At 54.3% G+C, this 23,013-nt stretch carries 20 protein-coding genes; 12 read left to right on the plus strand and 8 right to left on the minus strand.

Going from position 1 to position 23,013, the window contains the following annotated elements:
• Window positions 1-255: 255 nt before the first annotated feature.
• From Fuma_RS14070 to Fuma_RS14095, 6 genes are all read right to left on the minus strand, one after another.
• Complete coding sequence (locus tag Fuma_RS14070; RefSeq protein WP_077024686.1) at window positions 256-1,710, minus strand: AI-2E family transporter; 1,455 nt, start codon at window positions 1,708-1,710, stop codon at window positions 256-258.
• 25 nt (window positions 1,711-1,735) lie between these two features.
• On the minus strand, window positions 1,736-2,530 hold the full coding sequence (locus tag Fuma_RS14075; protein ID WP_077024687.1) for a hypothetical protein: 795 nt from the start codon (window positions 2,528-2,530) through the stop codon (window positions 1,736-1,738).
• Window positions 2,527-3,483, minus strand: a complete 957-nt coding sequence (locus Fuma_RS14080) for an ABC transporter ATP-binding protein (RefSeq protein ID WP_077024688.1) — start codon at window positions 3,481-3,483, stop codon at window positions 2,527-2,529. The genes Fuma_RS14075 and Fuma_RS14080 overlap by 4 nt, the downstream gene beginning before the upstream one ends.
• 13 nt (window positions 3,484-3,496) lie before the next feature.
• The gene (locus Fuma_RS14085) at window positions 3,497-4,477 is read right to left on the minus strand and encodes a hypothetical protein (protein WP_145944164.1); all 981 of its coding nucleotides are present in this window, start codon (window positions 4,475-4,477) and stop codon (window positions 3,497-3,499) included.
• On the minus strand, window positions 4,464-5,414 hold the full coding sequence (locus Fuma_RS14090; protein ID WP_077024690.1) for an ABC transporter ATP-binding protein: 951 nt from the start codon (window positions 5,412-5,414) through the stop codon (window positions 4,464-4,466). Before Fuma_RS14090 ends, Fuma_RS14085 begins: the two co-directional genes overlap by 14 nt.
• A gap of 90 nt (window positions 5,415-5,504) precedes the next feature.
• A complete protein-coding gene (locus tag Fuma_RS14095) occupies window positions 5,505-6,440 on the minus strand; it encodes a histone deacetylase family protein (protein ID WP_077024691.1) in 936 nt (311 codons plus the stop codon).
• A gap of 711 nt (window positions 6,441-7,151) precedes the next feature.
• On the opposite strand from Fuma_RS14095, the gene Fuma_RS14110 reads away from it, so the two are divergent.
• The 6 genes from Fuma_RS14110 to Fuma_RS14130 all read left to right on the plus strand — a co-directional run bounded on the left by Fuma_RS14110 (window position 7,152) and on the right by Fuma_RS14130 (window position 14,511).
• Window positions 7,152-8,324 (plus strand): ISAs1 family transposase, encoded by a 1,173-nt coding sequence (locus tag Fuma_RS14110; RefSeq protein ID WP_077022421.1) that lies wholly within the window; start codon window positions 7,152-7,154, stop codon window positions 8,322-8,324.
• Between the two features lie 163 nt (window positions 8,325-8,487).
• The gene (locus Fuma_RS35915) at window positions 8,488-8,649 is read left to right on the plus strand and encodes a hypothetical protein (RefSeq protein ID WP_218922437.1); all 162 of its coding nucleotides are present in this window, start codon (window positions 8,488-8,490) and stop codon (window positions 8,647-8,649) included.
• Window positions 8,650-8,685: 36 nt separating this feature from the next.
• The gene (locus Fuma_RS14115; RefSeq protein ID WP_218922438.1) at window positions 8,686-9,450 is read left to right on the plus strand and encodes a hypothetical protein; all 765 of its coding nucleotides are present in this window, start codon (window positions 8,686-8,688) and stop codon (window positions 9,448-9,450) included.
• 517 nt (window positions 9,451-9,967) lie between these two features.
• Complete coding sequence (locus Fuma_RS14120; protein ID WP_077024694.1) at window positions 9,968-10,954, plus strand: glycosyltransferase family 2 protein; 987 nt, start codon at window positions 9,968-9,970, stop codon at window positions 10,952-10,954.
• A gap of 227 nt (window positions 10,955-11,181) precedes the next feature.
• The gene (locus Fuma_RS14125) at window positions 11,182-11,817 is read left to right on the plus strand and encodes an RNA polymerase sigma factor (protein ID WP_077024695.1); all 636 of its coding nucleotides are present in this window, start codon (window positions 11,182-11,184) and stop codon (window positions 11,815-11,817) included.
• A gap of 282 nt (window positions 11,818-12,099) precedes the next feature.
• Window positions 12,100-14,511: a serine/threonine-protein kinase gene (locus Fuma_RS14130; RefSeq protein ID WP_077024696.1), complete on the plus strand. Its 2,412-nt coding sequence runs from the start codon at window positions 12,100-12,102 to the stop codon at window positions 14,509-14,511.
• Here Fuma_RS14130 and Fuma_RS14135 read toward each other — a convergent pair.
• Entirely contained in the window at window positions 14,501-15,544 is a 1,044-nt protein-coding gene (locus tag Fuma_RS14135) for an Ig-like domain-containing protein (protein ID WP_145944165.1), read from the minus strand. The genes Fuma_RS14130 and Fuma_RS14135 overlap by 11 nt on opposite strands.
• A 768-nt stretch (window positions 15,545-16,312) precedes the next feature.
• Between Fuma_RS14135 and Fuma_RS14140 the strand changes: the two genes are divergently transcribed.
• From Fuma_RS14140 to Fuma_RS14155, 4 genes are all read left to right on the plus strand, one after another.
• Window positions 16,313-16,726 carry a response regulator gene (locus Fuma_RS14140; RefSeq protein WP_077024698.1) on the plus strand — a complete coding sequence of 138 codons (414 nt, stop codon included), beginning with the start codon at window positions 16,313-16,315 and terminating at the stop codon, window positions 16,724-16,726.
• 327 nt (window positions 16,727-17,053) lie between these two features.
• A complete protein-coding gene (locus Fuma_RS14145) occupies window positions 17,054-17,512 on the plus strand; it encodes a TadE family protein (protein ID WP_158520980.1) in 459 nt (152 codons plus the stop codon).
• Window positions 17,513-17,576: 64 nt separating this feature from the next.
• Window positions 17,577-18,296, plus strand: coding sequence for a hypothetical protein (locus Fuma_RS14150; protein WP_145944167.1), 720 nt, complete (start codon window positions 17,577-17,579; stop codon window positions 18,294-18,296).
• Between the two features lie 78 nt (window positions 18,297-18,374).
• Window positions 18,375-19,634, plus strand: coding sequence for a pilus assembly protein TadG-related protein (locus tag Fuma_RS14155; protein ID WP_083732048.1), 1,260 nt, complete (start codon window positions 18,375-18,377; stop codon window positions 19,632-19,634).
• Here Fuma_RS14155 and Fuma_RS14160 read toward each other — a convergent pair.
• A complete protein-coding gene (locus tag Fuma_RS14160; RefSeq protein ID WP_077024702.1) occupies window positions 19,602-20,144 on the minus strand; it encodes a hypothetical protein in 543 nt (180 codons plus the stop codon). The two genes, Fuma_RS14155 and Fuma_RS14160, sit on opposite strands and share 33 nt — an antisense overlap.
• Window positions 20,145-20,854: 710 nt before the next feature.
• On the opposite strand from Fuma_RS14160, the gene Fuma_RS14170 reads away from it, so the two are divergent.
• Complete coding sequence (locus Fuma_RS14170) at window positions 20,855-22,069, plus strand: choice-of-anchor tandem repeat NxxGxxAF-containing protein (RefSeq protein WP_158520981.1); 1,215 nt, start codon at window positions 20,855-20,857, stop codon at window positions 22,067-22,069.
• Between the two features lie 460 nt (window positions 22,070-22,529).
• Window positions 22,530-22,934, plus strand: a complete 405-nt coding sequence (locus Fuma_RS14175; RefSeq protein WP_077024705.1) for a lamin tail domain-containing protein — start codon at window positions 22,530-22,532, stop codon at window positions 22,932-22,934.
• Window positions 22,935-23,013: the final 79 nt, after the last annotated feature.

Below are 23,013 nucleotides of genomic sequence, written 5' to 3' on the forward strand. Positions count from 1 at the left end.
ATACCCGCCCGCCGACAGAAGTGCAATCTGCCAAACTGCGGCGAGCTGAAACGCGTGGGCTCATGGAGTTCTGTTTTTAGGGGTGGCCGGTGTTGGACTGAACGAAGTGAAGGAAACGCGGGGTTTTCGCTCGGCCCGAACACCGTCCCCAAACCAGCAATCGCCGATGAACGCACTTGCCGAAATGTCAGAGTGGACTTGCGCAACTGTGTCCGCGATATCCGATTGGGCGATGCTCGATCGCGCCGGGGCTCTTTACGCCGCGCTGTCCGCGTTGCCCATCAGCGTTGCAATCCACTTTGTGTCGTCGAAGCCGTCCATCGCAATGCGGGCGGTCATGGTGAGCGGCACGGACAGAAGCATGCCGATTGGGCCAAGCACCCAGCCCCAGAAGATCATCGAACAGAAGACGACCAGCGGTGACAGGCCAAGGCCTCGTCCCATTAATCGCGGTTCGATAAAGTTGCCGATCGCTCCGTTCACCACAATGAAGCCGATCGCGCAAGCGACGGCTGGCAGCGTCGTCAGTTCCAGCCACGCAATAAGAACGGCTGGAATTGCTGCAATGAATGATCCGACGTTGGGAATGAAGTTGAAGAGAAATGCCAGCAGCCCCCACAGCGGAGCATACGACACACCCAAAAACTTCAGCCAGACCACGACTAATACTCCCGTCGCAAGACTGACCCACGTCTTGATCACAATGTAGTGTTGAATGCTCTCAACAATCTGCTGAGCTCGCTGCGTCATGTCGTCCGTGCGGACAAAGGCGTCCTTCAACTTTGTGGTGAAGGTACCGGCTTCCAAAAGAATGAAAATGACCGTCAGCAATACCAGAAACGTATTGCCCAGCAACTGGCCGAGTCGTTCAACAACGACGCTGGCCATGGTGAGTGCCGTTCGAAGGCTGAACTGTTCCGACCAGTATTCACGCCAGCTTTGTTCGTTGTTAGGCAAAGGGCTTGTCGGCTTCGCAAAAAGTGTGTCACCAGCTTTATGAGCGGCACTTTCCGTGTCGGCCTGAGGCGAAACGGTAACCAATTTGCCCGCCGCCAATTCTTCGACCGCTGTTTCAGCAGCCGCGATCTCCGTTTGCGCGTCAGCTAAATCGGCCTCAATTTCAGTAGCGGCTTCAGAAGCCTCAGTTGTATTAAGATCCGCTACAGGTTCCTCCGTGCCATTTGCGACGAGGCTTGCTTCAGAAGTTTCTTCCGGTCGAACGACTTCTTCAGCCGCCGGTTCCTGCGATGCCACGTCGCCCTCGTCCGGCACGATTTGGTCGGTTACCACTTCAGATTCTGCGGGGTCGACCGGTACATCTTCCGCAGGAGGCGCATCCTTCAACCAATCCGGAACCCACGCTTCTAACTGTTTTTGTATGCCGCGCGTACGGTCTTCGATCAAGCCCCGATAGTGATCCTGTTGCGACGAAAAACGGCCGATGGAATCCATGACGACATACGCCACGCCGAGTACAACAATCGACAGCACGCCGATCACGATCAGCAGAGCCAGCCAGTTGGCCACGCCTTTTTTCAGCAATCCGAAGTACGCAGGCGCGCTGATGACGGAAAGAAACACGGCCAACAGCAACGGATTCAGAATTCCTTCTGCAGCCCTCATCCCTGCGACGACGACCACAAAAGCAGCGGCCATGTACAGGTAAGAAACGCCAGCGGCAGCGGAGTTGGAAGTCGTGGGTTCGGCCATTGAGAACGTCCGTTGTTGTGGAAAGCTATACGTCGGTTTCCTGCGCCGCCGTGAACTCGCGCACTTGAACGGTTGCCAATGCGACACTTAGAAAGATCGCGGTGAACGACGCCAGCCACAGCAACTGTAGCAAAACGCCCTCCGTCGACGCCACATACTTCAGCACGTCAGAATCTCGGAACGCTTCGCTTTGAGTCGTCCAGTGAAACAGCAACGATCGCAGTCGATACTGCACCGTTAGCCGATTGATCACCGCCGGGAAGAAGCCCATGAATAACTCAACCGCTCCAGTGTACGCCACGCAAAACACCATGGCTCGTTGAGGAAACAGGGTCCCGATCATGATGTATAGCGCTGAGTAACCGACTGAAGATAATAGAGCCACCAGCAGCAGCGCCATGCCTGCTTCGCCCGTGCTTTGAATTCGTGAGATCGGCAGCGAAAGGGCAACGCCAAGCAACGAGGCCGATGCTGTCCACGTGACCGCGACAAAGAACTTGCCCATCACCAGATGGAAAAGTCCATTCGGCCGCGTCGCAAAATAGATCCAGCTATGTTGTTCCAGTTCAGAAGCCACCGACGGAGCAGCCGTCAGTAACGCTCCTAACATGCAGGCGATCGACGGCCCCAGAAAGTACAACGCGATCGTGAACGCGGTATCGATGTCCTGCGGATCTGCCCCTTGCGGCGCGGGAATAAAGCTTTCCATCAGGATCGTGATTGAAACGGGAAACGCCACGACCAACAGCCACCACAGCGACCGACCGGGCGTGAGGATTCGCTTCATTTCGAACCGATAAACAGCCAGCAGTTTGTTCATAGCTCACCCCGATGAATTCGCAGCAGCGAGTTGAACAGTGTTTGCAGTGAGTTGTCTGCCGAATGCAGCCGCGTGACCGTCAGCCCGTTTCCTGCGATCAATTCCGGCAATTCTGTACAAAGCTTCCCGGCACTGACGGTCTGCAAGTGAACCCGCTGCACACCGTGCGGTCGCTGTTGGATGGCAATTGATGTGGCCAGTTCCGTTTTCATCAGCAACGCTGCGAGTTCATGAGGTTGGTCGCAATCGATGTCGATTTCGGAAGGCGTGTCGAACAGCAGTTCGTTCACTTCCGCTGCAGTACCTGACGCCAGCAATCGCCCGCCGCAAATCAGCAAAAACGAATCGGTAAGCGCCTCGATTTCGTGCAGTACGTGGCTGGCGATGATCAGGCTGTTGCCCATTTTGATCCACTCGCGCAGCACGGCCGTCATTTCTGCTCGCCCGATCGGGTCTAGCCCGCTGAAGGGTTCGTCAAGAATCAGTAACGTGGGTTCGTGGGCGATCGCCTGAGCCAGCTTGGTACGTTGTCGCATGCCGCGTGAATACGACGCGATCGGACGAGCCATGTCAGCCGCCATTCCAACCAGTGCCATGCATTCTTCAGCTCGTTCGCGAGCTACCGCCGGCGCGGTGCCGTGCAACTCAAGCAGGAACGTGACCCAGTCATGGCCGGTAGTGCTGGCGTACAAACCTTCGAACCCGGGACAGAAACCGATTTTCGACATCAGCTTCGCATTGTTGCGCGGCTTCTGCCCGAGTACGCGGACGGTTCCGCGTGTCGGCACGAGCTGCCCGATCAACAGATTCAGCAGCGTGCTTTTGCCAGCTCCGTTGGGGCCCAGCAAACCGTAAGCGCCCGGCTTCAGCTGCATGCTGAAGTCGTTGACGCCGATCACCGTGCCGTACAGCTTCGTGACCTTGTTGAGTTCGATGAGGTATTCGGAGGACATAAGTTAACCGGCACTACGCTCGCAGAGGGGCCGACACCTTTCTAAAAATGATCGCCGTGCAAATCACCGTCAGCGCGATCGCGAACGCGATTTGAGTATCCCGAAACGGAACTCGAGCCGGGATATCCAGAATCCATGTCGACAAATCGCTGAACAGCAAAAACAGAAATCCGATGCGAAGCACAATCTGCGAAGTGCCTGCATCAAAATTTGAAATCACGGCGAAGGCCGCCAGGCCAAAGATCCAAATCAGAAACCAGCCAAACGTCGCAAACCGAGTCTCTGTTGTCAGTGACGACAACATCAACGCCAGCATCGTCGTCGGAATGATCGTCACGCAGGACGCGACGATCGCTCGCAAAGGCAGATCCCACGTATACGCGACCACAGAAATATCAGGAGACAGCAGCACGGCAAAGACATACAGCATCAGCTGAGGCAACGTGCAAATCAGCAACAGAAACGCCGCGACAGTCGCGAACTTTCCGGCGATGTACTGCAAGCGAGTCAGTGGCCTCGAAAAGTACAGCAGAAACGCGCGCGAGCGCACATCCTGAGAGATCAATGGTGGCGCAACCAGCCCGACAACCAGGATCAGCCCGATCGTCTGCGAACGCTGCAACTGCAGCAGCACACTCTTCCAGAAAATCGGTCGAGCCACCGTCAGTAGTTCGTCGCCGACCGCCGTATTCGCAGCATACAATCCTGCTCGCACGGCATTCATTGATTCACTCGGCAGGAAAAAGGTGAGGACATCCAGAAACGTGCTGCGTTCGCCCTGCCGAGTCGCAATTTCGCCGGTCAGCACCTGTTCGAACAGAAAGATCAGAATGCCGTAGGCCAGCGGTGGTGCCCAAACAACGAATGCGATTCTGCGCAACCATTTGCTTTGCCAGGCACGTCGAATACCGACGCCTGCAATCACCGACCAGCGACTGTTTCCAGACTCACGCTGCCCCTCCCATTCTCGATAACCGAGATTATGTATCGGCACTGAGTTGCTCCCCAATCGCGCGTTTTTCTCGGACGGCGTTTAGAAAAACTTCTTCCAGCGAAGACTGCGACGGAATCAGATTTTGCACAGCAACATTCGCATCACGCGACGCCGTCCAGACCGATTCCGCAATCTCAGACACGTCACCGGCGACTCGCAGTTCTGTATCGCTGATCACTTCGCAAGAATTTCGGTGCCGCTTCAATTCCGCCGCCACGCGGTCTGCACCATCGGCAACCTGCAACGTGACTTCCGGATTTGGTGACTTCAACACGTCTTCCAGTTTGGCCGCAAGCCGCACCTGACCAGCGGCCAGAATGGTGACTCGATCGCACACGACTTTCACGTCTGGCAGAATATGAGTGCACAAAATCACGGCCTTGCCGAACTTGCGGGCGAGCACCTGGATGCGGTTCAGCATAGCTTCACGCTCTTCCGGGTCCAGCCCCGAAGTCGGTTCGTCCAGAATCAGCAATTCCGGATCGTGGACAATCGACATGGCGAACCGCAGTTTCTGTCTCATGCCGGTCGAGAACGTTTCGACGTTGCGATAGCGTTCCTGCCCCATGCCGCAGAAGTCGAGGATTTCATGGCCGCGACGCAGCCCTTCGGTCGCAGGCAGGCAGGACAATCGAGCGGCCACCTGCACGCTTTCGATGCCTGAAAGCCCATGCATGTAGCAGTCGTCTTCCGGCATGTAGCCCACTTTGGCCCGAATCGCGGCCGCTTCTTTGCGAATGTCATGCCCCAGCACAAAGCCTTCGCCAGAAGTAATGCGAACCAGCCCTAACAGCACCTTAATCAGTGTGCTCTTCCCCGCGCCGTTCGGTCCCAGCAGCCCCGTTACACCGTCGCCGACCGTCAGATTCACCTGATCCAGCGCACGGAAGCTCCCGTAATCTTTGGTCAGATTCCGCAGTTCAATCAGGGCAGGCATTAAAGTGCTTGGGCTTCGCTTTGTGAAAATAATTCGAATACTTGGCAATAGCCGCTGACGCGTTATTGGTCGTTCGCCGGCCGTCCGAATTTATTTGCCAATTGAATTGTCTTTCGTCGGCGAGCATTGTGACAGCATCTGCCGGGCCAGAACAATCGTGTGGAACTGTATATCGACAATATCGCTTATATCTTCCGCGTAACCGCCAGCCAGCGTGATCACGAGGGGAAGGTGGGAATCACCGCAGAAGCCCATTACCATGCGGTCGCGCTCCAGCAGACCACCCTTCGTAACCGCAAGCCCTCCCAACGTGTCTTTCTCAAACGGATCGGCTCCCGCCAGATAACAGACCAGGTCGGGTGTCGGTTGCCCTGCGGCCCAGTCAAGTCCCGCCTTCACAGCAGCAAGGTAGTCCTCATCGTTGGTCCCAATGGGCAGCTCGATGTCCAGATCGCTGCGCTGCTTTCGAGCGGGAAATGCTTTCTTCGCGTGCAGCGAAAATGTTGTGACGCTCGTATCGTCTGCAAAAATCGCGGCGGTTCCGTCGCCCTGATGAACGTCAAGATCGATGACCAATGCCCGTTCGATTCTGCGTTCACTCTGCAGGCAGCGGATCGCCACCGCCACATCGTTGAACACGCAATAACCTGCACCTCGATCGGCAAACGCATGGTGAGTACCACCCGCCAGGTTTGCGGCCACGCCATCAGTGAGTGCACAGCTCGCCGCCGCAATGGTTGCTCCGGCGGAACGCCGACTGCGTTCCGCCATTTCCAGCGACCACGGAAATCCAATCCGACGCTGTTCAACCTCCGTCAATCCGCCCGTCGCAACGCGCTCAACCCAGTCGGCTGTATGCACCAACCGCAGTTGCTCATCTGTCGCCGCAGGCGGCATACACATCTGTTCCGCAGCAAACAAACCCGAATCTTCCAACCGCTCTCGCAGCAGCCGATACCGCTGCATCGGAAACCGATGCCCCTCCGGCAACGGCAGCACAAACAGATCGGTATGGAAGAGTTTCATGTTGTTTACGATTCCGGCCGAGCCTGTTACTTTCCAGTCCTGTTCAGTATCGGCAAGCGATCCCGCACGGCACGAACAGCATGGCACCGAAGGCACCAGCAACGCCAGCGGCTGGACCGCACTCCTGCTGCGTTTCCCGACATTTCCCCGGAAACTTTCGTCGGCGGTATCCTCAAGTTGCTGTAACAAAACGCATCGAGGTTCGCTTAGAGCAGTTTACTCATATCATGCGGTCAGACATCCACAATGGTTATAGTAGGCTTGAATGTCTTCGTTCCTGATGAGGCTGAGGTCTGTGCCAACTGCTTCGGCAATCTTTGAAAAACACCTCGGCCGCTGTGATCGAAAGAGTTGTTTGAGTTTAGAGAAGACCATCTCGATGGGATTAAGGTCAGGCGCTGGGTGCGGGACGAATCTGGCGAGCCGAGAAAGAAACAAGCAAAGGGCGGACGCCGCAAGCCCAGAAAAACACGAGAGCTCGTCGTCGAAATTGCGAAACAAACAGGCTTTGGATATTTCCGAGTTGTCGGCGAGTTGAGAAAAATGGATATTAAGAGGATCCGTCGTCAGATAGTCCGAAACATCCTCAAGGAGGCAGGCATTGCCCCTAGGGCCAGCGCGCACTTTGGGCAATTTAGGCTGGCGCGACAAGTGAGTATTGGTTAGTCTTTTCGTGTCGTAACATCGGACTTCACGAGGAGAGGACAAGAGATGTCGACAGTTGAACTGGCGGTCACCCAGGAGCTGACAGGAAACATTGTTCATTACTTTGATCAATTGAAAGACCCGCGTTCCAACATCAATCGTCTGCATCTGCTTGGTGATGTGATTGTGATCGCCATTTGCGGAGTGCTGGCCAACGCCGACGGCCCCAGTGCGATTGCGGAATGGGCGCGACTGAATGCCGATGGCCTGCAGAAACACCTGGCACTTCCGCATGGCATTCCGAAAAAAGATACGTACCGGCGCGTCCTTTCTCTCCTGAAGCCGAACGACTTTCAAGCGTGCTTCGTGCAATGGATTGAATCGCTGGAAGGACTTTCCGACGAACAGAAAGAAGGCTACAGAAAACAGATTGCGATTGATGGCAAAGCACTCCGTCGATCACATGACAAAAAGAATGGGCTGGGTGCGTTGTTCATCGTGAGTGCGTGGGCTTCTGATCAGGGGATTTCTCTGGGACAGGTGGCGACGGAAGAGAAGTCGAACGAGATCACCGCGATCCCGAAATTACTGAACGAAATCAATATCGATGAGGCGATCATTACGATTGACGCAGCGGGTTGTCAAAAAAACATTGCGCAGCAGATCGTGTCTGGCAATGCAGACTATGTGTTAGCCCTGAAAGGCAACCAACCGAAACTCTATGAGGTCGTGCAGAAGTTTTTTCTCGATCACCTGGAGGATGACTTCGCTCGCTGTCCCGTCAGTCGCTATGAAGAAACAGAGAAGGGACACGGTCGGCAGGAACAGAGAATCTACTATCAGGCGACCGTGCCTGTCGATTTTGACGTGGGCCACAAATGGGCCGGACTCAAGACCATCGGAACGGCGATCCGAATGTACGAGCAGGACGGCATTCATCATTCTGACGTTCGCTACTACATCAGCAGTCTGCGTCGCAAAGGCGAGCTGTTCGCAACAACGGTTCGTGGTCACTGGGCCATAGAAAACACGCTGCACTGGAGTCTCGACATGACCTACCGCGAGGATGAGAGTCGAGTCCGAAACCGAATCTTCGCGAACAATTTGTCATGGCTCAGACGACTCACACTCAGCCTCATCAAGAAACATCCTGGCAAACAAAGCAACGTCATGAAAAGAAGAATGGCCGGATGGAACATTGACTATTTGATGCAAATCCTTACCGGCAAAACAACTTAGTATGCGCTGGCCCTGGGGCCATCACAGGTTGCTTGTGGAATATAGATCAGGTGGGAGTGAATGGAACTTTCAACATAACGTGATCAGGAGTGCATTGCTTCTGTTGACAACGCTTTGCATGTAGTCTGCTGACCTCAAACTTCAAATGCTAGTGAGACCAGACATGGCCAAGTTCCTGAACCGTCGAGAATTCGCCTCAGGCATTACCCTCGGGTTGGCGGCAATGAAGTGTCCGTTGGAATCGTGTGCTGATGAACAGAAACCTGAATTGCCTCCGACATGGCTTGTTGAACATGGAATCAACGCACTGGCTCGGGCCGCATAGCGTAACTACTTTGCTGACGGGCATCGCGGGGCCGCGATGATCTCTGCTCACTTGATGTGTGTGGACAACAATTTCAAACCACCCGCGCGAAGTCGCATCGCCGAGCTGTTTAGATTGAACTGGGGACAATCGTCACTGTGCGCCGCATTTCCTGAAGATGATCAGGTTCAGGATGCAGTCGACCGAGTTGGTCAGTCACTGGCTCAGGGCGGCGGCGTGCTGAGAGAGGTAGGCCACGATGCGATATTCGCGATGCATGCAATCAAAGGCTTTCGAATGCTACCGGCAACCGCTACGAAGCAGCGAGTCGATGGCATTTGCAATCTGATTCGATCATTCAAGCCGTGGCGCGATGAAAATCCAGATAACAGCATCGAAGTACCGCCGTTTACAGACGAAGTCGCGGCATCTCGATTTGTACTGAGAGAAGCGAGCACTGCCATAGATCAATTCAAAGGGTTCGGACAGGGGTTTGCCGGACATATGCTAACTTACGGACAGTCGCTCATCGAATTGGCGGCTATCGACGGCGCTGAGTGGGCAGAGAGTTGCCGGACCGCATTTCACAAGTACGTCACTGTGACGAGAAAGGGACCTCAGTCTGGCGACCGAAGAATTAAAGACCATCAACCCACCACCCTGCGTCCGGACGACTCGGACTACTGGCAGCAGCGAGGCAACAACACACTCGGCCTGGGCCATGTGTTCAAATACCCGTACGCCTATTACGACCTGATTGCCCGCGCCGAGGATGAGCAACTTGCTAGAGAACTCAACTCCAAAGCCTGGCATCTGTTTTAACGCGACGCGATTAATTGACACTCTGACCTGCTGACGAATCGTAAGTGCAGTTGTCCTTAAACGCGGCCTCATACACAGACTCTCGTCTGTCTCGACACAGCCCAGTCAACTTCTGGCACTCCGAGATCGTCTGGGCTCAGTGGCGTCAGACAACATTTGATCGTCGTGAGTGTGCTCCAGCCGAGCTGGTTTCGCCTGCTTCCACACGTCCTGACTTGAAAGCTGCTGCGGCATTACACCGGCCAAACTTGAGCCCGCTGAAAAGTGGGTGGCTTGTGCACCGACTTGTGCCGATTGTTAGTCGGCTTCACTGCACACTTTTGCTTGAGGTTTTATCGAAGCTGTTTCGCCGCTGGCGGACTGGACCGAATTGTTCACAAAATGCAACACGACGTCAGAACGAGCAGTTTTTTCTGCTTGCTGTAATGTTGCGTCGAACAATGGGTCCTGATCGGACGGGGCACGCATATGGCACGGGAGTATTCAGACTTCTATTGCCTATCCAGAAACACACCTGATGAACAACAGCCAAGTGACCGTGGTGATGCCGGTGTACAACGGCGAATCTCACCTCGCGGAAGCAATCGACAGTGCCTTGGGGCAAATCGCGTGCACCGTCGAGATTATCGTAATTGATGACGGATCCACAGATGCGTCTGCGTCAATAATTCAGGCCTACGGTGCGCCGATACGGTACATCAAGCAGGCGAACGCCGGGCCAGCGGCTGCCAGGAATCTGGGTGTTTCCATGGCCAGCTATCCCTGGATCGCGTTTTTGGATGCGGATGACATTTGGGAACCCAACAAACTGCAACTTCAGTTGAAGGCGGCTCAGGACTCAGGCTCTCCCTTCATCTATACGAACTGCAGGAATTTTGGCGACGACCGAGTATCTGAAGAAAGACCACCGGACACAGGTTCTCGCGACCTTTCAACCTTAGAGAGACTTTTGCTGGACAACTTTATTACCCTGTCCAGCGTTCTTGTCCGAAGGGACTTACTGCAGTCTGTGGGCGGATTTCGGACAGACCATCATGGAACCGAAGACTGGGATCTGTGGCTTAGAATTGCCCAAATCGAGACACGAATGGCATTTGTAGCGGAGCCATTGACTCGGTACCGTTGGCAACCCGAATCACTCTCAAAAGACCACTTGCATATGGCAAGTTGTCGGCAACAGACGTTGGAGGAAGCGATCACGAAGTCGAGTGACAGTTCAACGGGCTGGAAGCTACTCCGGCAGGCGCGAGCGAATGTGATGGCTACGTCGGCCTGGTTCGCAGAGGATGAGCTGCCACGACAATCGTTGATCTGGTACTGCCAGTCTTTGCTTCAATGGCCTTTTTGTGCAGCTCGTTGGAAGGCGACAATCAAGACGGCAGTCAAAGCAGTCACTCGGACAAAGACAGGGGCCTGTAGAGTAGGTGGAGTTTTCAAAGGCAGGATCGCAGCTGATATGAAACCCGGTAACGCCGACGTGTCAACAGGTCTTCCCACCGCTTGATGGATGCCTCGCAGCGGGGCGAGGTGACCTGTCGGCTAGCTTCGTCAGACATCTCGCTCCGCCGCTTTTTGTATCGATTCAAAGAGTGTATTCCGTCGTTGGATCAGAAAAATGAGGTTCAACCCGTTTGTTGCAGAAAATCAACGTGTTGCTGATCGTTTCTGGTGTGCGCCATCGTGTTCTGGGGAGAAGGGCGAATGTAAGCTGGCCAAACGGAGGATCAGGTTATGGCACAACAGCAAGAATATACTTCGCTGAGCGAAGCGTCCGACATTTGTCGATTGCGGACTGCAGGTGTGACGGCACTTGCTGAACAATTCGTTGAGCAACAATCGCAGCTCAAACGACTTATTCGCGGAGGCGTTGGCAGACAACTGCGCCGCCGCCTCGATGCTTCGGACGTGCTGCAGGATGTCTACCTCGAAGCTTCGCGATCCCTTTCTCAATTCCTGCTGAATCCCGTGTTCTCGGCGAAGAACTGGTTGGTTGCTCTAACTACTCAGCGATTAAGGCAGTTACTTCGTCGGCACTTTCTCGCAAAGTGCCGATCGCTCAGCTGCGAGTTGGACAACAATAACGCCGAGGATGCGGACTTCAGTCCGCTTGCTGAGATTGCCGACAGACAGTCGTCGCCCTCAGCGCGAGTAATGCGAAAGGAGTCAAGCCATGTCGTTGTGACAGCGGTCCGCCGCCTTTCAGCTGACGACCAGACCATTTTGCAGCTTCGGACACACGACGGGATCAGCAACGTCGAAGCTGCCGAATTACTTTGCATCACACCAGCGGCCGCGACGAAGCGTTACGTCCGAGCTCTGGACAGGCTGAATTCAGAACTCCGTAATCTCGGCTGGAGTCAGGAATAACACAGCCAGGAATCAAGATTTCTTGTGATTGCCGACACAGTGAACGATGTTCAGTTGTTTATGCGTCGTGACGATTACACGGGCCATATTCGAGGTTGTGGGTTTTGCAACCGCGAAAAACGACCACGCAGAATTCGTAATAGCGGCCAATTGCCCCGGACGAAGTCCCTGCTCGCGATTACCGACCTAGCTTTGAGCGAGCGTAGCCTCCCGATAGTAAAACTGCAGGCCTGACAAAAGCCGGCAGACGTATGCCCGTACAATTACAGACACGTCATCACCATGCCCGGCGAACTGGATCAACATCACGCCCTTCTCGAAGACGTCTGTGACGAATTTCAGCGGAAGTTGCTCGCCGGTGAAAAAGTCACGATCTCCTACTATTGCGACCAGTACCCAGAGATGTCTGCAGAGCTTGGAGCCGCTCTGACGGCACTGCAGGCACTTTTCAGGACCGCTCAAGCCGATGCCATTCCGGACTCCATCAACGGGTGTCAGATCCTGCGCTCAGTCGGCAGTGGGGGGATGGGCGTTGTCTACGAAGCAAGACATCCGAAAATTTCCCGACGAGTTGCGATCAAGGTTCTGCACGACAGTCGGCAGGCGCCACACGAACAAAAGATAAGATTCGTGCGAGAGGCGGAGGTCGTCTCGCGGCTGGATCACGATCACATCGTTCCGCTACTGGATGTCGGGGAAGACGACGGTGTAATGTTCCTGTCAATGCCGTACATCCATGGGACGAGTCTCGATCGAACCCTGGAAGTCTCCGAAGGTGCCACACACGACAAGCATATCGCAACGTTAGACACTCTGCTCCCATTGGTTGAAGACGGTGACGCAGATATCTATCGAAGGGTGGCGGTCACGGGAGCCGTGATTGCGGATGCACTTCAGCATGCTCATGACAAGGGGGTCATTCATCGAGACATCAAGCCTGCGAACCTGTTGATTGATGAAAATCGTCGGGTCTGGGTCACCGACTTCGGCCTGGCAAAGCTTAATAGTGCTACGGACGACCTGAGTCTGGGACCTCAAACGATCGGCACACCGCGATACATGGCTCCTGAGCAAATCCGCGGGCAGGCCGACGAGCGAAGCGATGTCTATTCGTTAGGGGTGACATTGTTTGAGCTTCTTGCGGGGACCAGGGCGTGGCCGACAAAAGATTCAGGGCAACTCACAAGCGAACGGAACGGCCTGGATCTGCCGGATCTCAATCAGCAGTGTCCGGCTGTCCCTCGTATTCTTGCAGATATCGTCATGACAGCCTGTGCTTCAAACCCGGCAGAAAGGTTTCAGTCTGCTGGCGAACTTCGTGACGTATTGCAGCGATACGTCGACGGTTGTGCTGTGCCGGATCGCAGAATTAACCGACGCAACAGGGTAGGCCGGGTTTTTCTAAGGCGAAGTCATCTGCTACTTGGATGTGTCGTTGTGTTTCTGGCTGGCGGCATTGTCTCGTCAACTCATTGGAGCCCCGATAAGCAGCCGATCAAACTGGTTACGAGCTCACCCCCGGTTGAACTGCGTGCGGCGGAGTTAACCGCCACCGAGAACCAAACGCATGTAGGTTCAGTCATTCCAATCATGCATCGCCATGCAGGGCTGATTATCTGGGCAATCGTCGGTGGCCCTGATTGCGAGCAGTTTGACATCGACCGTTCCAATGGTGAGCTCAGGTTTGTCTCGCCGCCGAACTACGAAGCCCCTCGGGATTTCGACACCGACAACCGGTATGAAGTAGATATCTCCGTCGCATCGTCTGGATGCCACGAAACGGTGGCAGCTACAGTTCGTGTAAGCGATGCGAATGAGCCGCCAGTGATTCAATCTGTCAGAGATGTTCTCACTTTGGAACTCAATGAGGACTTCACTGTGCGAGGGCTTCCGCTCCCCGCAACTGATCCGGAACATGATCTGTTGTGCTGGGCACTGTCAGGGCGTGACCACGAGAAATTTCAGCTGCACCGACTTAGCGGTCGCATCAGCTTGTTGCCAGCCGGCGCGAACCCGGTTCGCAATTACGAATTTGAAATCATGGCCACTGATCAGGCAGCGCCTCGACTGCAATTGGTCGGAGTCAATGCTGACAGCGAGAAACTGGTATTGATCTCGCCTGAAAGCGACGGGATTTTACACACAGGGATTTCAGCTACCGGTTTGCGAGCTGTCGCCACTCCAGACGGTCGAACGTTTTTTCACGTTCATGAGCTGCCGTCAGGGCCAGCACTTCGTCGCTCAATACGGGACAGCAGCGGGAATTTTCAGACGATCGTGTTGAATTCAAATTGTAACGCCCTGAGACACATCGACGCCTTGGCGACCGAAGATGGAGTTCACTTTCACGCGCGGCGAACAGTACGTGGCACAGGGGAGTTTGTCGAACTAAACCTGGTAAATGGATTTGATGTGATGGAGACACGTGTTGTTGACTTACCAGCTGCATATCTAGACAGTCAAGACTTTGCAGTGCTGACGAACGGCGATGCTCAGCTACTGCAGTTATCCGCTGGCCGCGCTCAAATAGCTGAAGCCTCACTGCGGGCGAATGCAGGCCTTCTACCACTGCTCTGGTGTCGCAAAGACATCCCTGCCGGTACCAAGATTGTCGGCATCGTCAGTTGGATGGAGCCAGCGGGGGCTACAGGTGGTGCCCGCGACGTCAGGACTGTTCGGCTTATCAGGCGGTAGGTCGATTGTTGCTGGACTGGCCGTTTCCACCATTCAGTCCATGGGCGTATGCCTTGCTGTTCCCGAAACCAAAGGCATACGCATTTCCGTGCTCCTGACCTACTGCTGGTCCAACGTTGTTGTCATTGTCGTCCACAGGTTGCTCTGCCGGTGCAGACACGTTTACTCGCACTGTAGCAGTGGAAGATAATTCGCCGTCAGTGATAGCGTAAACAAAGTAGTCAACGCCAGAAAAACCATCGTCCGGAGTATACGTGAGGCGACCGTCCGCTTCCTTCACGACGGTCCCGTTCAGAGGCTGACCGACCGAGAGAATCGCAACGGCGTCGCCGTCCGGGTCGCTATCGTTGCTGAGGACGTTGATCAGAGCTTTCGTTCCAAAGGCGGTCACGACCTGATCATCTACCGCCACCGGTCCGTTGTTTGGCGGTTCGGACGCGTCATCCGGTACTGAGTCGTCAACAATATCTCCGTTGGAACCGAACCATACGCTCTCCGTCAGGATCTGACTGTCGTCCATCAGGAAGGCCAGCGACTGCATAAGCTCTGTTGCCGAGTTCAGACGCGTGCTGATCGAGAAGATGAAGTAGTCTGTGAGTTCAGCTAGTTCTCCAGATTCCAGCTTGGCGTCGCCGTCATCCAGCCACAGTTTCAAATCAGCAAATTCAGCAATTTCAACCAGGCCATTTCCATCGCTGTCGAAGGCAGCCAGTTCGTCATAGCCGTTGCCGTAGAGATTCGCGTCATTTCCAATCAACGCTGAACCATCAATCTCGCTACCAGTGACCTTCGCTGCATCAATCAGAATTCCGTCTCCTGTCCCGTCTATCCATTCGATGGCCTCCAGAATTCCGTCGCCGTCAATATCGAACTCAACCAACAACCCAAGGCTTGCAATGCCGGACTTATCCTGAGCAGTCGTCTCGCCAGTTACCTCGGCGGCGCCGCTATCGTCGAGGTCAAAGATCAACACGGAGTGGACGTCGATGTCTGAAGTCGATTGTGCATCGACGCCGGATGCGGACATGAGCATAAGTGGTTCCAACGTTTCGATCACGCATCTTGAGTTATGTTCTGGCATCGTGTGTATCCGTATCGAGGGCGCAATTTCATTCACCTTGACACTTACATACTGTCACCCAACTGATAGATTTTTCAGCATGCCCCTGAACGTTTGACCAAGGATGGCGGGTAGTCACGCCGGATAGTGCCGGAAGTAGAAAACTGCCGACATGACCTGATGCTGTTTTGCAACCTACCTGAATCGTGGGGCAAACCTCCGTCACGATTCCGGTGCAGACGAAATTGCGATTCTTTCGCGGCGTCTCACTGACCTGCGTCCGAAGCTCAATAAAAAACGCTCGTGGGTTCTTGCCGTGCTGGGGATGTAGTAGCCGCAGCTGATCTGTGTCGCATCTCCGGCAGCGTGACTTCGATTCAGTAGATTGCCGGACCTCAGGGACGCCACGAACGCTGCACAAATGTGGGGATTTCTACCCAACCCATCGTCTTTGCATGCGTAAGGGCTAGCCCATCATGCACCGCAGTTTCAACGCTTGGCTGCCGTGGGGCGACGACAACGCGTCATTCCGAAAATCCCGACGTCGCCAGCAATAATTTTCCTTTTCCACCGCCGGAATTCTGCAACAAATGCGTCTTGACATGCCGATTGTCGCACATATCCCACTGACGTGCCGTAACGCACTTTATCTGGGCCCCGCCATCATATTGGGATGTCCTTTGGACCAGCAGCGCCGGAAGTTGAAGCAGGCCGGTTCAATTTTGGAGCATCGTGCAAATTATGGGTGACTCAAACAAGCAGGTTCGACTCATCAATCGCCTGCGGGACAAGGGACCAATCCGAGTTCTGGTGGCGGACGACGAACCAGTAATCCGTCGCATAGTCTGCGTGTTTCTTAAAGAAATCGGTTACCCGACTACGGAAGTCGAAACCGGCCTGGAACTCATTGATGCCGTCGCAAATCACAACCATGATCTAATCTTGACCAATGTCGAAATGCCAGGAATCAACGGTTTAGATGCTGTTGCGCGCGTCCGTAAACAGGAACTTCTTACCGGCACGCGTACTCCAATAATCGTTATGTCGTCCAGCTACGATCGCAGCCTATGTATGGAAGCAGGCGCTGACGACTTCATTCGCAAGCCAATCGTTGCCGAACGGCTGTTTGAGACGATTGACCGCGTACTGACGTAGGCAATTCGTGTCGCATGGCCGTGAATGCCTCCAGACAGTCCAAAGCGTGGACCATACCGCCTGGATCAGCCCGTAGCAGGCCAAACCGTCTCGCCGGCCGGACTCACCCCGCAGATTGCTGTAGCGTTCTTGTCCGTTTGATGCCTTTTTGACTCGTCTGGACAAATGTGTGTTGCCACCGTGCAACAGATCCGCAGACGTCTCCGAATAACCGGAAGCGGACCGGGCTGTGGGGAAATAAAACTCTCGTAATACGGCAAGTCCTAACATCCACGCACGACATTGAGAGATAGCGTTGTGAAGGGCATGCAACATGAGAGCAACACCATGAGAAATTCAGACACCGCCTCGCGGCGAAACCAAAAGCGTAACTTCCGCCGGGGAGCTGCCATGGTAGAAATGGCCGTCTGCTTCCCAATCTTCATGCTGATTCTGCTCGGAATCATGGAGTTTGGTCGCGCGCTAATGGTTTCCCAGCTCTTAGCGAGCGCCTCCCGCGAAGGTTGCCGCACTGCCATCGTGGATGGTTCGACAAACTCCGATGTCGAAACAAAAGTGAAGAATCACGTCACGTCCATGGTTGGCTGCTTAGCATCTGATGTCACTGTTGAAATTGTTGTGACGTCAATCCAAACGGGCAACGAAATTGCGAGCCTGGCAGTTGCCGAACAACGAGACTTGATCGAGATTGATGTGACCGTCCCGTTTAATTCGATCAGCTATTCGGGCGGCCGATTCCTGAACGGGCAAACAATACGCGGACAATGCGCAATGCGCAAAGAGTGACTCTGTTCCCCTTTTCAAATCAACACCATCTGACAACTTATCCTGCAAGGGGAGCAACATGGAAATGTCATTCAAATGCTTATCGTGCGTCGTAGCACTCAGCATATGCGGCGAGGCAGTAGCGCAGGACGAGGCGACGACAGAACCGCCGTTTGATCCCACGGCGATTGTACGCGTCGAAGAGGATTGGATTGCCTATATCCGAAATCCTGATGAAGCAGTTGGAGCGCCTCAAATCGTTAATGTTATTTCCGCTAACCAGTCTACGGACGGCGTTTTCGGAATGGTCGAAATTAACCACCAAAGCAAGCCCCAATTCAGGAGTGGCGGCTTTCAGGTGCAGACATGGATCGGCGAAACGAACCATGCAATCGTGTTTTCGGAAGAAGTTGGGCCGCTGCGAAACAACTATGACAAGATGACCTACACCGTTGGTCTGTCACTCTCGGCAGACAAATTTCAGGTCTCCATCAGTAACGGCCGTTCACGAACATGGGGGAAATTTGCTCAGACTCCGGTGATGGCAACCGCTCCACGAGGCAGCCTGACCATGGCGGACTATTCACCACAGTTTTCCGTCGATAACACAACCGTCAACGTAGGCGCTCACCGTGTTGAGCTGATTTATCAGCAACGCGTACGTTACTACGCGGCAGAAGGGCTTGTGTACACCGATGAGACACCGCGTGTGATTCATCGGTACCAGGAAGTCGTCCAGTATGTTTCACTTGAGGACTATGAGAAAAACCTGAGTGAGTTCAACATCGACATTACCTCACAATAAGGGGCATGAGGGCGGCAAGCGGTTGAAGGGTTTATCAATATTCAGAGTTTCATTCACGTCATCTTATGAGTCACCATCATGTGCACCTACAAAGCAAATCCTAAGCGATCATTGACTGGCCGGAAGCACCTGGACCGTCGAGGAGTAATTCTGGTGTTCGCGGCTGTTATGCTGTTGATCTCTTTTGCATTCGCCGCGTTTGTCGTCGATTTTGGTATGGTAACGCTCACGAAGGGCCAGATGCAGAATGCTGCCGATTCTGCTGCCCATGCCGCAACGCTTGAGATTGCGAGGTCTTTCGGCCCCGGCAATGAGCTTACAGTTGATCAAGCGGAAAGCATCGCTCGTGCACGGGCCGTTGAGATGATTTCGAAGTTCCGAACTGGTGATGTTGCGGCCACGGACGCGCATCAGGTTCGCGACATTCGAGTCGGCAGGCGGTCATGGAACGACTCTGATAAGGAGTGGGAAGACGAGTGGGGCGTGTCACCGTACAACATGGTCGAGGTTACGGTCAGGAGAACGAACACTGACACCACCGCATTGCCAATGACGTTTGCAAAGCTTCTGGGACGTGAAAACTTCGAACTGACCACCACCTCCGTTTACGCTCTCCAGCCCGGAAACGGATTCACACTGCCGCCCGGTACTCCACCTTCGGACACAATTCACCTGCTTCCGATCGCACTTGATCTGGGATCATGGTCAAACCTGCTGGATCAAGTGTATGGGACCAGCACGTCGTCGGCATGCGGAAACGTTGGGACTGGGCAGGGCGCCAACGCGAATTCGTTTGACGATGAGTACGCGTGGAATGCCAATGACCGGGTTGTGGAAGCGGACGAATCAGATGGAATCCTCGAAATCAACATCTATCCGGACCTCAACAGTGGGCTGGCTCCAGGGAATCGCGGCACGGTAGACCTCGGCCACGCAGGAAACAGCACCTCGGACCTGAAACGACAGATTCGCTACGGACTCAATTCATACGATCTGTCGTTCTTTCCAAACAACAGGATTACGTTCGATTCGAGTGGAGCCCTGTACCTGAACGGAGATACCGGAATAAGTGCCGGCATCAAAGATGCGCTTGAAGATATCATTGGCCAGGTTCGCGCTATTCCCATCTTCATTTCCGTTACTGGTCAGGGAAACAACGCGACGTACACGATTGTTAAGTTCGTGGGTGTCCGCATCATGGGCGTGAAACTTACCGGCGGGCCAAACTCTCGACACCTCACAGTTCAGCCAGCCGTGTTCTCTGACTCGCACGTCCTCCGCGGCGACCTGAGCGTCAATGTCGACTCAATTCTGAGCCAGCCCGTTCCCGTCCACTAGTTCCTTATCTGGTATCGAAGCATTCGTTGAAAAAGTCAGCCGAGACCGGCGTCTGCGATGTCCTGCCATGGCGGCGATAAATATGCCGGTAAGCAATGTGGCCGGACCTGGCTCTGGAACAGGCGTGCCTGCGATCCCCATAGAAAAATCGAGCGATCGGGGAGCAAAATTCGTGGTGTTGGCACTCCAAAACAGGAAGCTGTTGTCGTTGTTCGTGAAAGGTTCTCCAATTGAGTTGTCTTTGAACGTTGCTGTGTTGTAAGACGCCAGAACCCCGGAACCCGCATCGCCGACAACGGGGGACACCGACAGCCAGTAACGCCCCGGGGCCAGCGCAACATTCAAACCCGCAACCTCAATTTTGAACTCACTCGAATAAGGATTCCCAGGGCGCCCGGTGAGCATTTGCGTGGCACCACTCGTCCCGCCAGCGATCAACGTGCCTCCGTTTCCCGCTGAAACGCCGCTGCGAATCGCCCACGAAGCCTGTGTAATCCCCGAAACATTCATCGAGTTGTTTGACCAGACTCGGTTCACAATCCAGGTGGAGATAGGCGTGCAAACAGGCCCACTACAAGCTGGTCATTCGGCAAAGTCGAATCACGCAGTTCAAGCTCTACAACAGCAGGAGCTGCCTGCCTTACGCCTCCCCATCACCGTTGGCTCTCAGGAGTTACGTGAAGAGCAAACGGTGACGGCGAGACGACGGCAGGGCAAACGAGGTGGGACCGGTTGCGCGCCGATGGTGGGGCCATTTTGCGCGCCTATCTCCATCCAGGGGCGATCGACGACAAAGTCGTCGTAAATGTTTGCCGATCCGAGATTTGTTGATTCGAAGTTAATCGTGGCGTTTGTGGATCTTCCCCGGCTGTCGCCGTTATACCACAAAATCGCGTCCGCTTTCGCAGGAGGCAAGACGAGGCACAATAGGCAGATCGCTGTTGAGTACTGGAACATGGAAAGCCTCAATTGTGACTGCAGGACAGAGAAAACGTGTGCAGAACATGCAGCATCCAAGGTATCGTTTACGCTGTGACCGGGCTTTCTGCATACGTCACAGATGGTCCTGGGCACCTATAGCCGTGTCAAGCTCTACATCTCCAATCACGACAGCGCTGCCGACCGACTCAGACGTTGAACATGCTGCCAGCTTATTTGAAGTTTCTGCTAATGGATGCAACGATCAGCGAAACAAAGACATCACCAGAGGAGTTCACATCTTGCGCAACATCATCCCAATCGTGCTCTTGTTCTCGCTGTTTGACGTCAATGCCGCACCGGCCGGCGTGGTGAGTTCGTTCGAGTATATCTTTGAAACAACCAACCTTCCATCATTGAACAACGCTGGCCAGGTTGCGTTTCAGCACTCTTCGTCGATTCTTCGCTGGGAACCTGGAAGCAGTTCTGTCACGACAATTGCTTCTTCAGGCAACACCGTCGGCAGCCGCACGATTGACGGTTTTTTCGGGACTCGAACGTCCATTAACGACGCTGGCATCGTCGCATTTCGAGCACGCTACACCGGTAGCAGCAGCGGCGGCATTGTTGTTGGCGGTGGTGGTTCCCTCACGGAGGTTGCATTCGACAGCTTTGCCTCGGACCTGGGTGCCCGTCCCCGCGTTAACAATCTGAATCAGGTGGTTTATACGGCAAACGATGGAGAGGACATTCGTCGCGAAGTGATCGGGAATTCGACGATCACCACCATCGCGACAGATTCTGAATTCGGATTCACTCCGTCTCCGACGCCGGCAATGAACAACAACGGAGACGTTGTTTTTCAGGGCAACCGAATGAGCCCGTTTGAGCAAGGGATCTATACGGGAACACCATCGAATCGTATCACCATCGGCACAAACGCAGATACGCTCCGTTCATTCAGCGTGGCCCCGGACATCAATGATAGCCTGGAAGCAGTTTATGTGGCGACGTTTGATGTGCCGTCACCAAACGATTTTGATGGGTTGTATTTTGATTCCCCGACTATTTCACCGATTCGAATCGCCGGCGGTCCAGACTTTATCGACGGCACGTTTTATAACTCCAATCCCAACATCACCAGCAATGGCGAAGTCTACGTTTCGGCAACCCATTCAGTCGACGGGACAGGCATCTACCGGTGGGACGGCGCAACTCTGCAACGTCTGATTGGTGAAGGCGATTCTCTGGATGGCGGAATCATTCAATCCGTATTTCTGGGGCACGACTCTGTCAACGATGCCGGTCAGTTTGCCTTTCGAGCCACGATTGACAACGGCACATCAACTCGCAACGCATTGTTCGTTGGCTCAGTTTCAGCGGTTCCCGAACCGCGCAGCCTGCTGGCATTGGGAGCCGGATTTCTATGTGTCGCACTACGATTTCGAAGACGGAATTTGCAGTGTAGTGGGGCTCTGTCGAGTGCTCGTAATGATGAATGCACCAGCGTGACTTAGTGTGTCTCGGCGACCGATTTGGTCGAGTGGCAGATCTGACAAATACGCAGGTAACGTGTTCTGTTTTCAGTTGACGAGGCAATCCTTTGCCCACAGACTGACTCGGCCCAGTTGAGATAGAAGTCGTAAGCTTTGGGACGACCCGCTCGGAAGTGGCGTCTGAAGTTTTTGATTTTCCGCTTCATGAGGGCGACTGCTGCTTCCTTTGTCCACCTGTTGACATCGGAATAATTCGGAGGCACATGTTTCCTTCACCGCAGGTTGCTGAGCTCTCGAATTGACCAGAGCACTTCTTACTCGCTAATCGCGCACGGAGTCGACAACCATGCTCGTAAGTCGCACATCTCGCACGACGTCACGGGGATCCCGATTGTTTGATCGGACTGGGCCGCGCAGCAGTTGCCAGAACAGAGCAAAACTTCTTGGTCGGCAGTTGCCCGAAGCCCTGGAATCCCAGCTGATGCTGTCGGTGTCGAATTTTGTAATTAATGAAATCTTTGCCCACCCTCCCGACAGCGTCGCTGGAGACGCGAACCGCGATGGAACCAGTGACGCCGCGATAGATGAGTTCGTCCAAATCGTGAATCACGGTGCCACTGCAGAAGACAAGAGCGGATGGACAATCAGTGACGGGGTCTCTGTTCGCCATACGTTGCCCGCTGCCGCAGTGATTCCCGCAGGGCAAGCGATTGTTAAATTCGAGGGTGTCCGCATCATGGGCGTGAAACTCACTGGCAGGCCAGACTCTCGACATCTTAGGGTTCAGCCAGCCGTGTTCTCTGACTCGCACGTCCTGCGCGGTGACTTTAGCGTCAACGTCGACTCTATCCTGAACCAGCCCGTTCCCGTCAAGATGCACGGTTGATCCATGTAGACCGCTTTTAGACCATGCACTTGCGGTTTCCTGTAACTTCCGCACTCCCTTCGCAGACTTCTAATCCAGA

It is taken from the genome of Fuerstiella marisgermanici (genome assembly GCF_001983935.1).
Taxonomy (GTDB): domain Bacteria; phylum Planctomycetota; class Planctomycetia; order Planctomycetales; family Planctomycetaceae; genus Fuerstiella; species Fuerstiella marisgermanici.

Coding starts and splice junctions, on each gene's coding strand:
- Fuma_RS14120 (WP_077024694.1), top strand. CDS start 9,968: ATGAACAACAGCCAAGTGACCGTGGTGATGCCGGTGTACAACGGCGAA.
- Fuma_RS14150 (WP_145944167.1), top strand. CDS start 17,577: ATGTCATTCAAATGCTTATCGTGCGTCGTAGCACTCAGCATATGCGGC.
- Fuma_RS14145 (WP_158520980.1), top strand. CDS start 17,054: ATGAGAAATTCAGACACCGCCTCGCGGCGAAACCAAAAGCGTAACTTC.
- Fuma_RS14075 (WP_077024687.1), bottom strand. CDS start 2,530: ATGAACAAACTGCTGGCTGTTTATCGGTTCGAAATGAAGCGAATCCTC.
- Fuma_RS14095 (WP_077024691.1), bottom strand. CDS start 6,440: ATGAAACTCTTCCATACCGATCTGTTTGTGCTGCCGTTGCCGGAGGGG.
- Fuma_RS14140 (WP_077024698.1), top strand. CDS start 16,313: ATGGGTGACTCAAACAAGCAGGTTCGACTCATCAATCGCCTGCGGGAC.
- Fuma_RS14175 (WP_077024705.1), top strand. CDS start 22,530: ATGCTGTCGGTGTCGAATTTTGTAATTAATGAAATCTTTGCCCACCCT.
- Fuma_RS14080 (WP_077024688.1), bottom strand. CDS start 3,483: ATGTCCTCCGAATACCTCATCGAACTCAACAAGGTCACGAAGCTGTAC.
- Fuma_RS14110 (WP_077022421.1), top strand. CDS start 7,152: ATGTCGACAGTTGAACTGGCGGTCACCCAGGAGCTGACAGGAAACATT.
- Fuma_RS14070 (WP_077024686.1), bottom strand. CDS start 1,710: ATGGCCGAACCCACGACTTCCAACTCCGCTGCCGCTGGCGTTTCTTAC.
- Fuma_RS14130 (WP_077024696.1), top strand. CDS start 12,100: ATGCCCGGCGAACTGGATCAACATCACGCCCTTCTCGAAGACGTCTGT.
- Fuma_RS35915 (WP_218922437.1), top strand. CDS start 8,488: ATGGCCAAGTTCCTGAACCGTCGAGAATTCGCCTCAGGCATTACCCTC.
- Fuma_RS14135 (WP_145944165.1), bottom strand. CDS start 15,544: ATGCTCATGTCCGCATCCGGCGTCGATGCACAATCGACTTCAGACATC.
- Fuma_RS14115 (WP_218922438.1), top strand. CDS start 8,686: ATGATCTCTGCTCACTTGATGTGTGTGGACAACAATTTCAAACCACCC.
- Fuma_RS14125 (WP_077024695.1), top strand. CDS start 11,182: ATGGCACAACAGCAAGAATATACTTCGCTGAGCGAAGCGTCCGACATT.
- Fuma_RS14155 (WP_083732048.1), top strand. CDS start 18,375: ATGTGCACCTACAAAGCAAATCCTAAGCGATCATTGACTGGCCGGAAG.
- Fuma_RS14160 (WP_077024702.1), bottom strand. CDS start 20,144: ATGAATGTTTCGGGGATTACACAGGCTTCGTGGGCGATTCGCAGCGGC.
- Fuma_RS14090 (WP_077024690.1), bottom strand. CDS start 5,414: ATGCCTGCCCTGATTGAACTGCGGAATCTGACCAAAGATTACGGGAGC.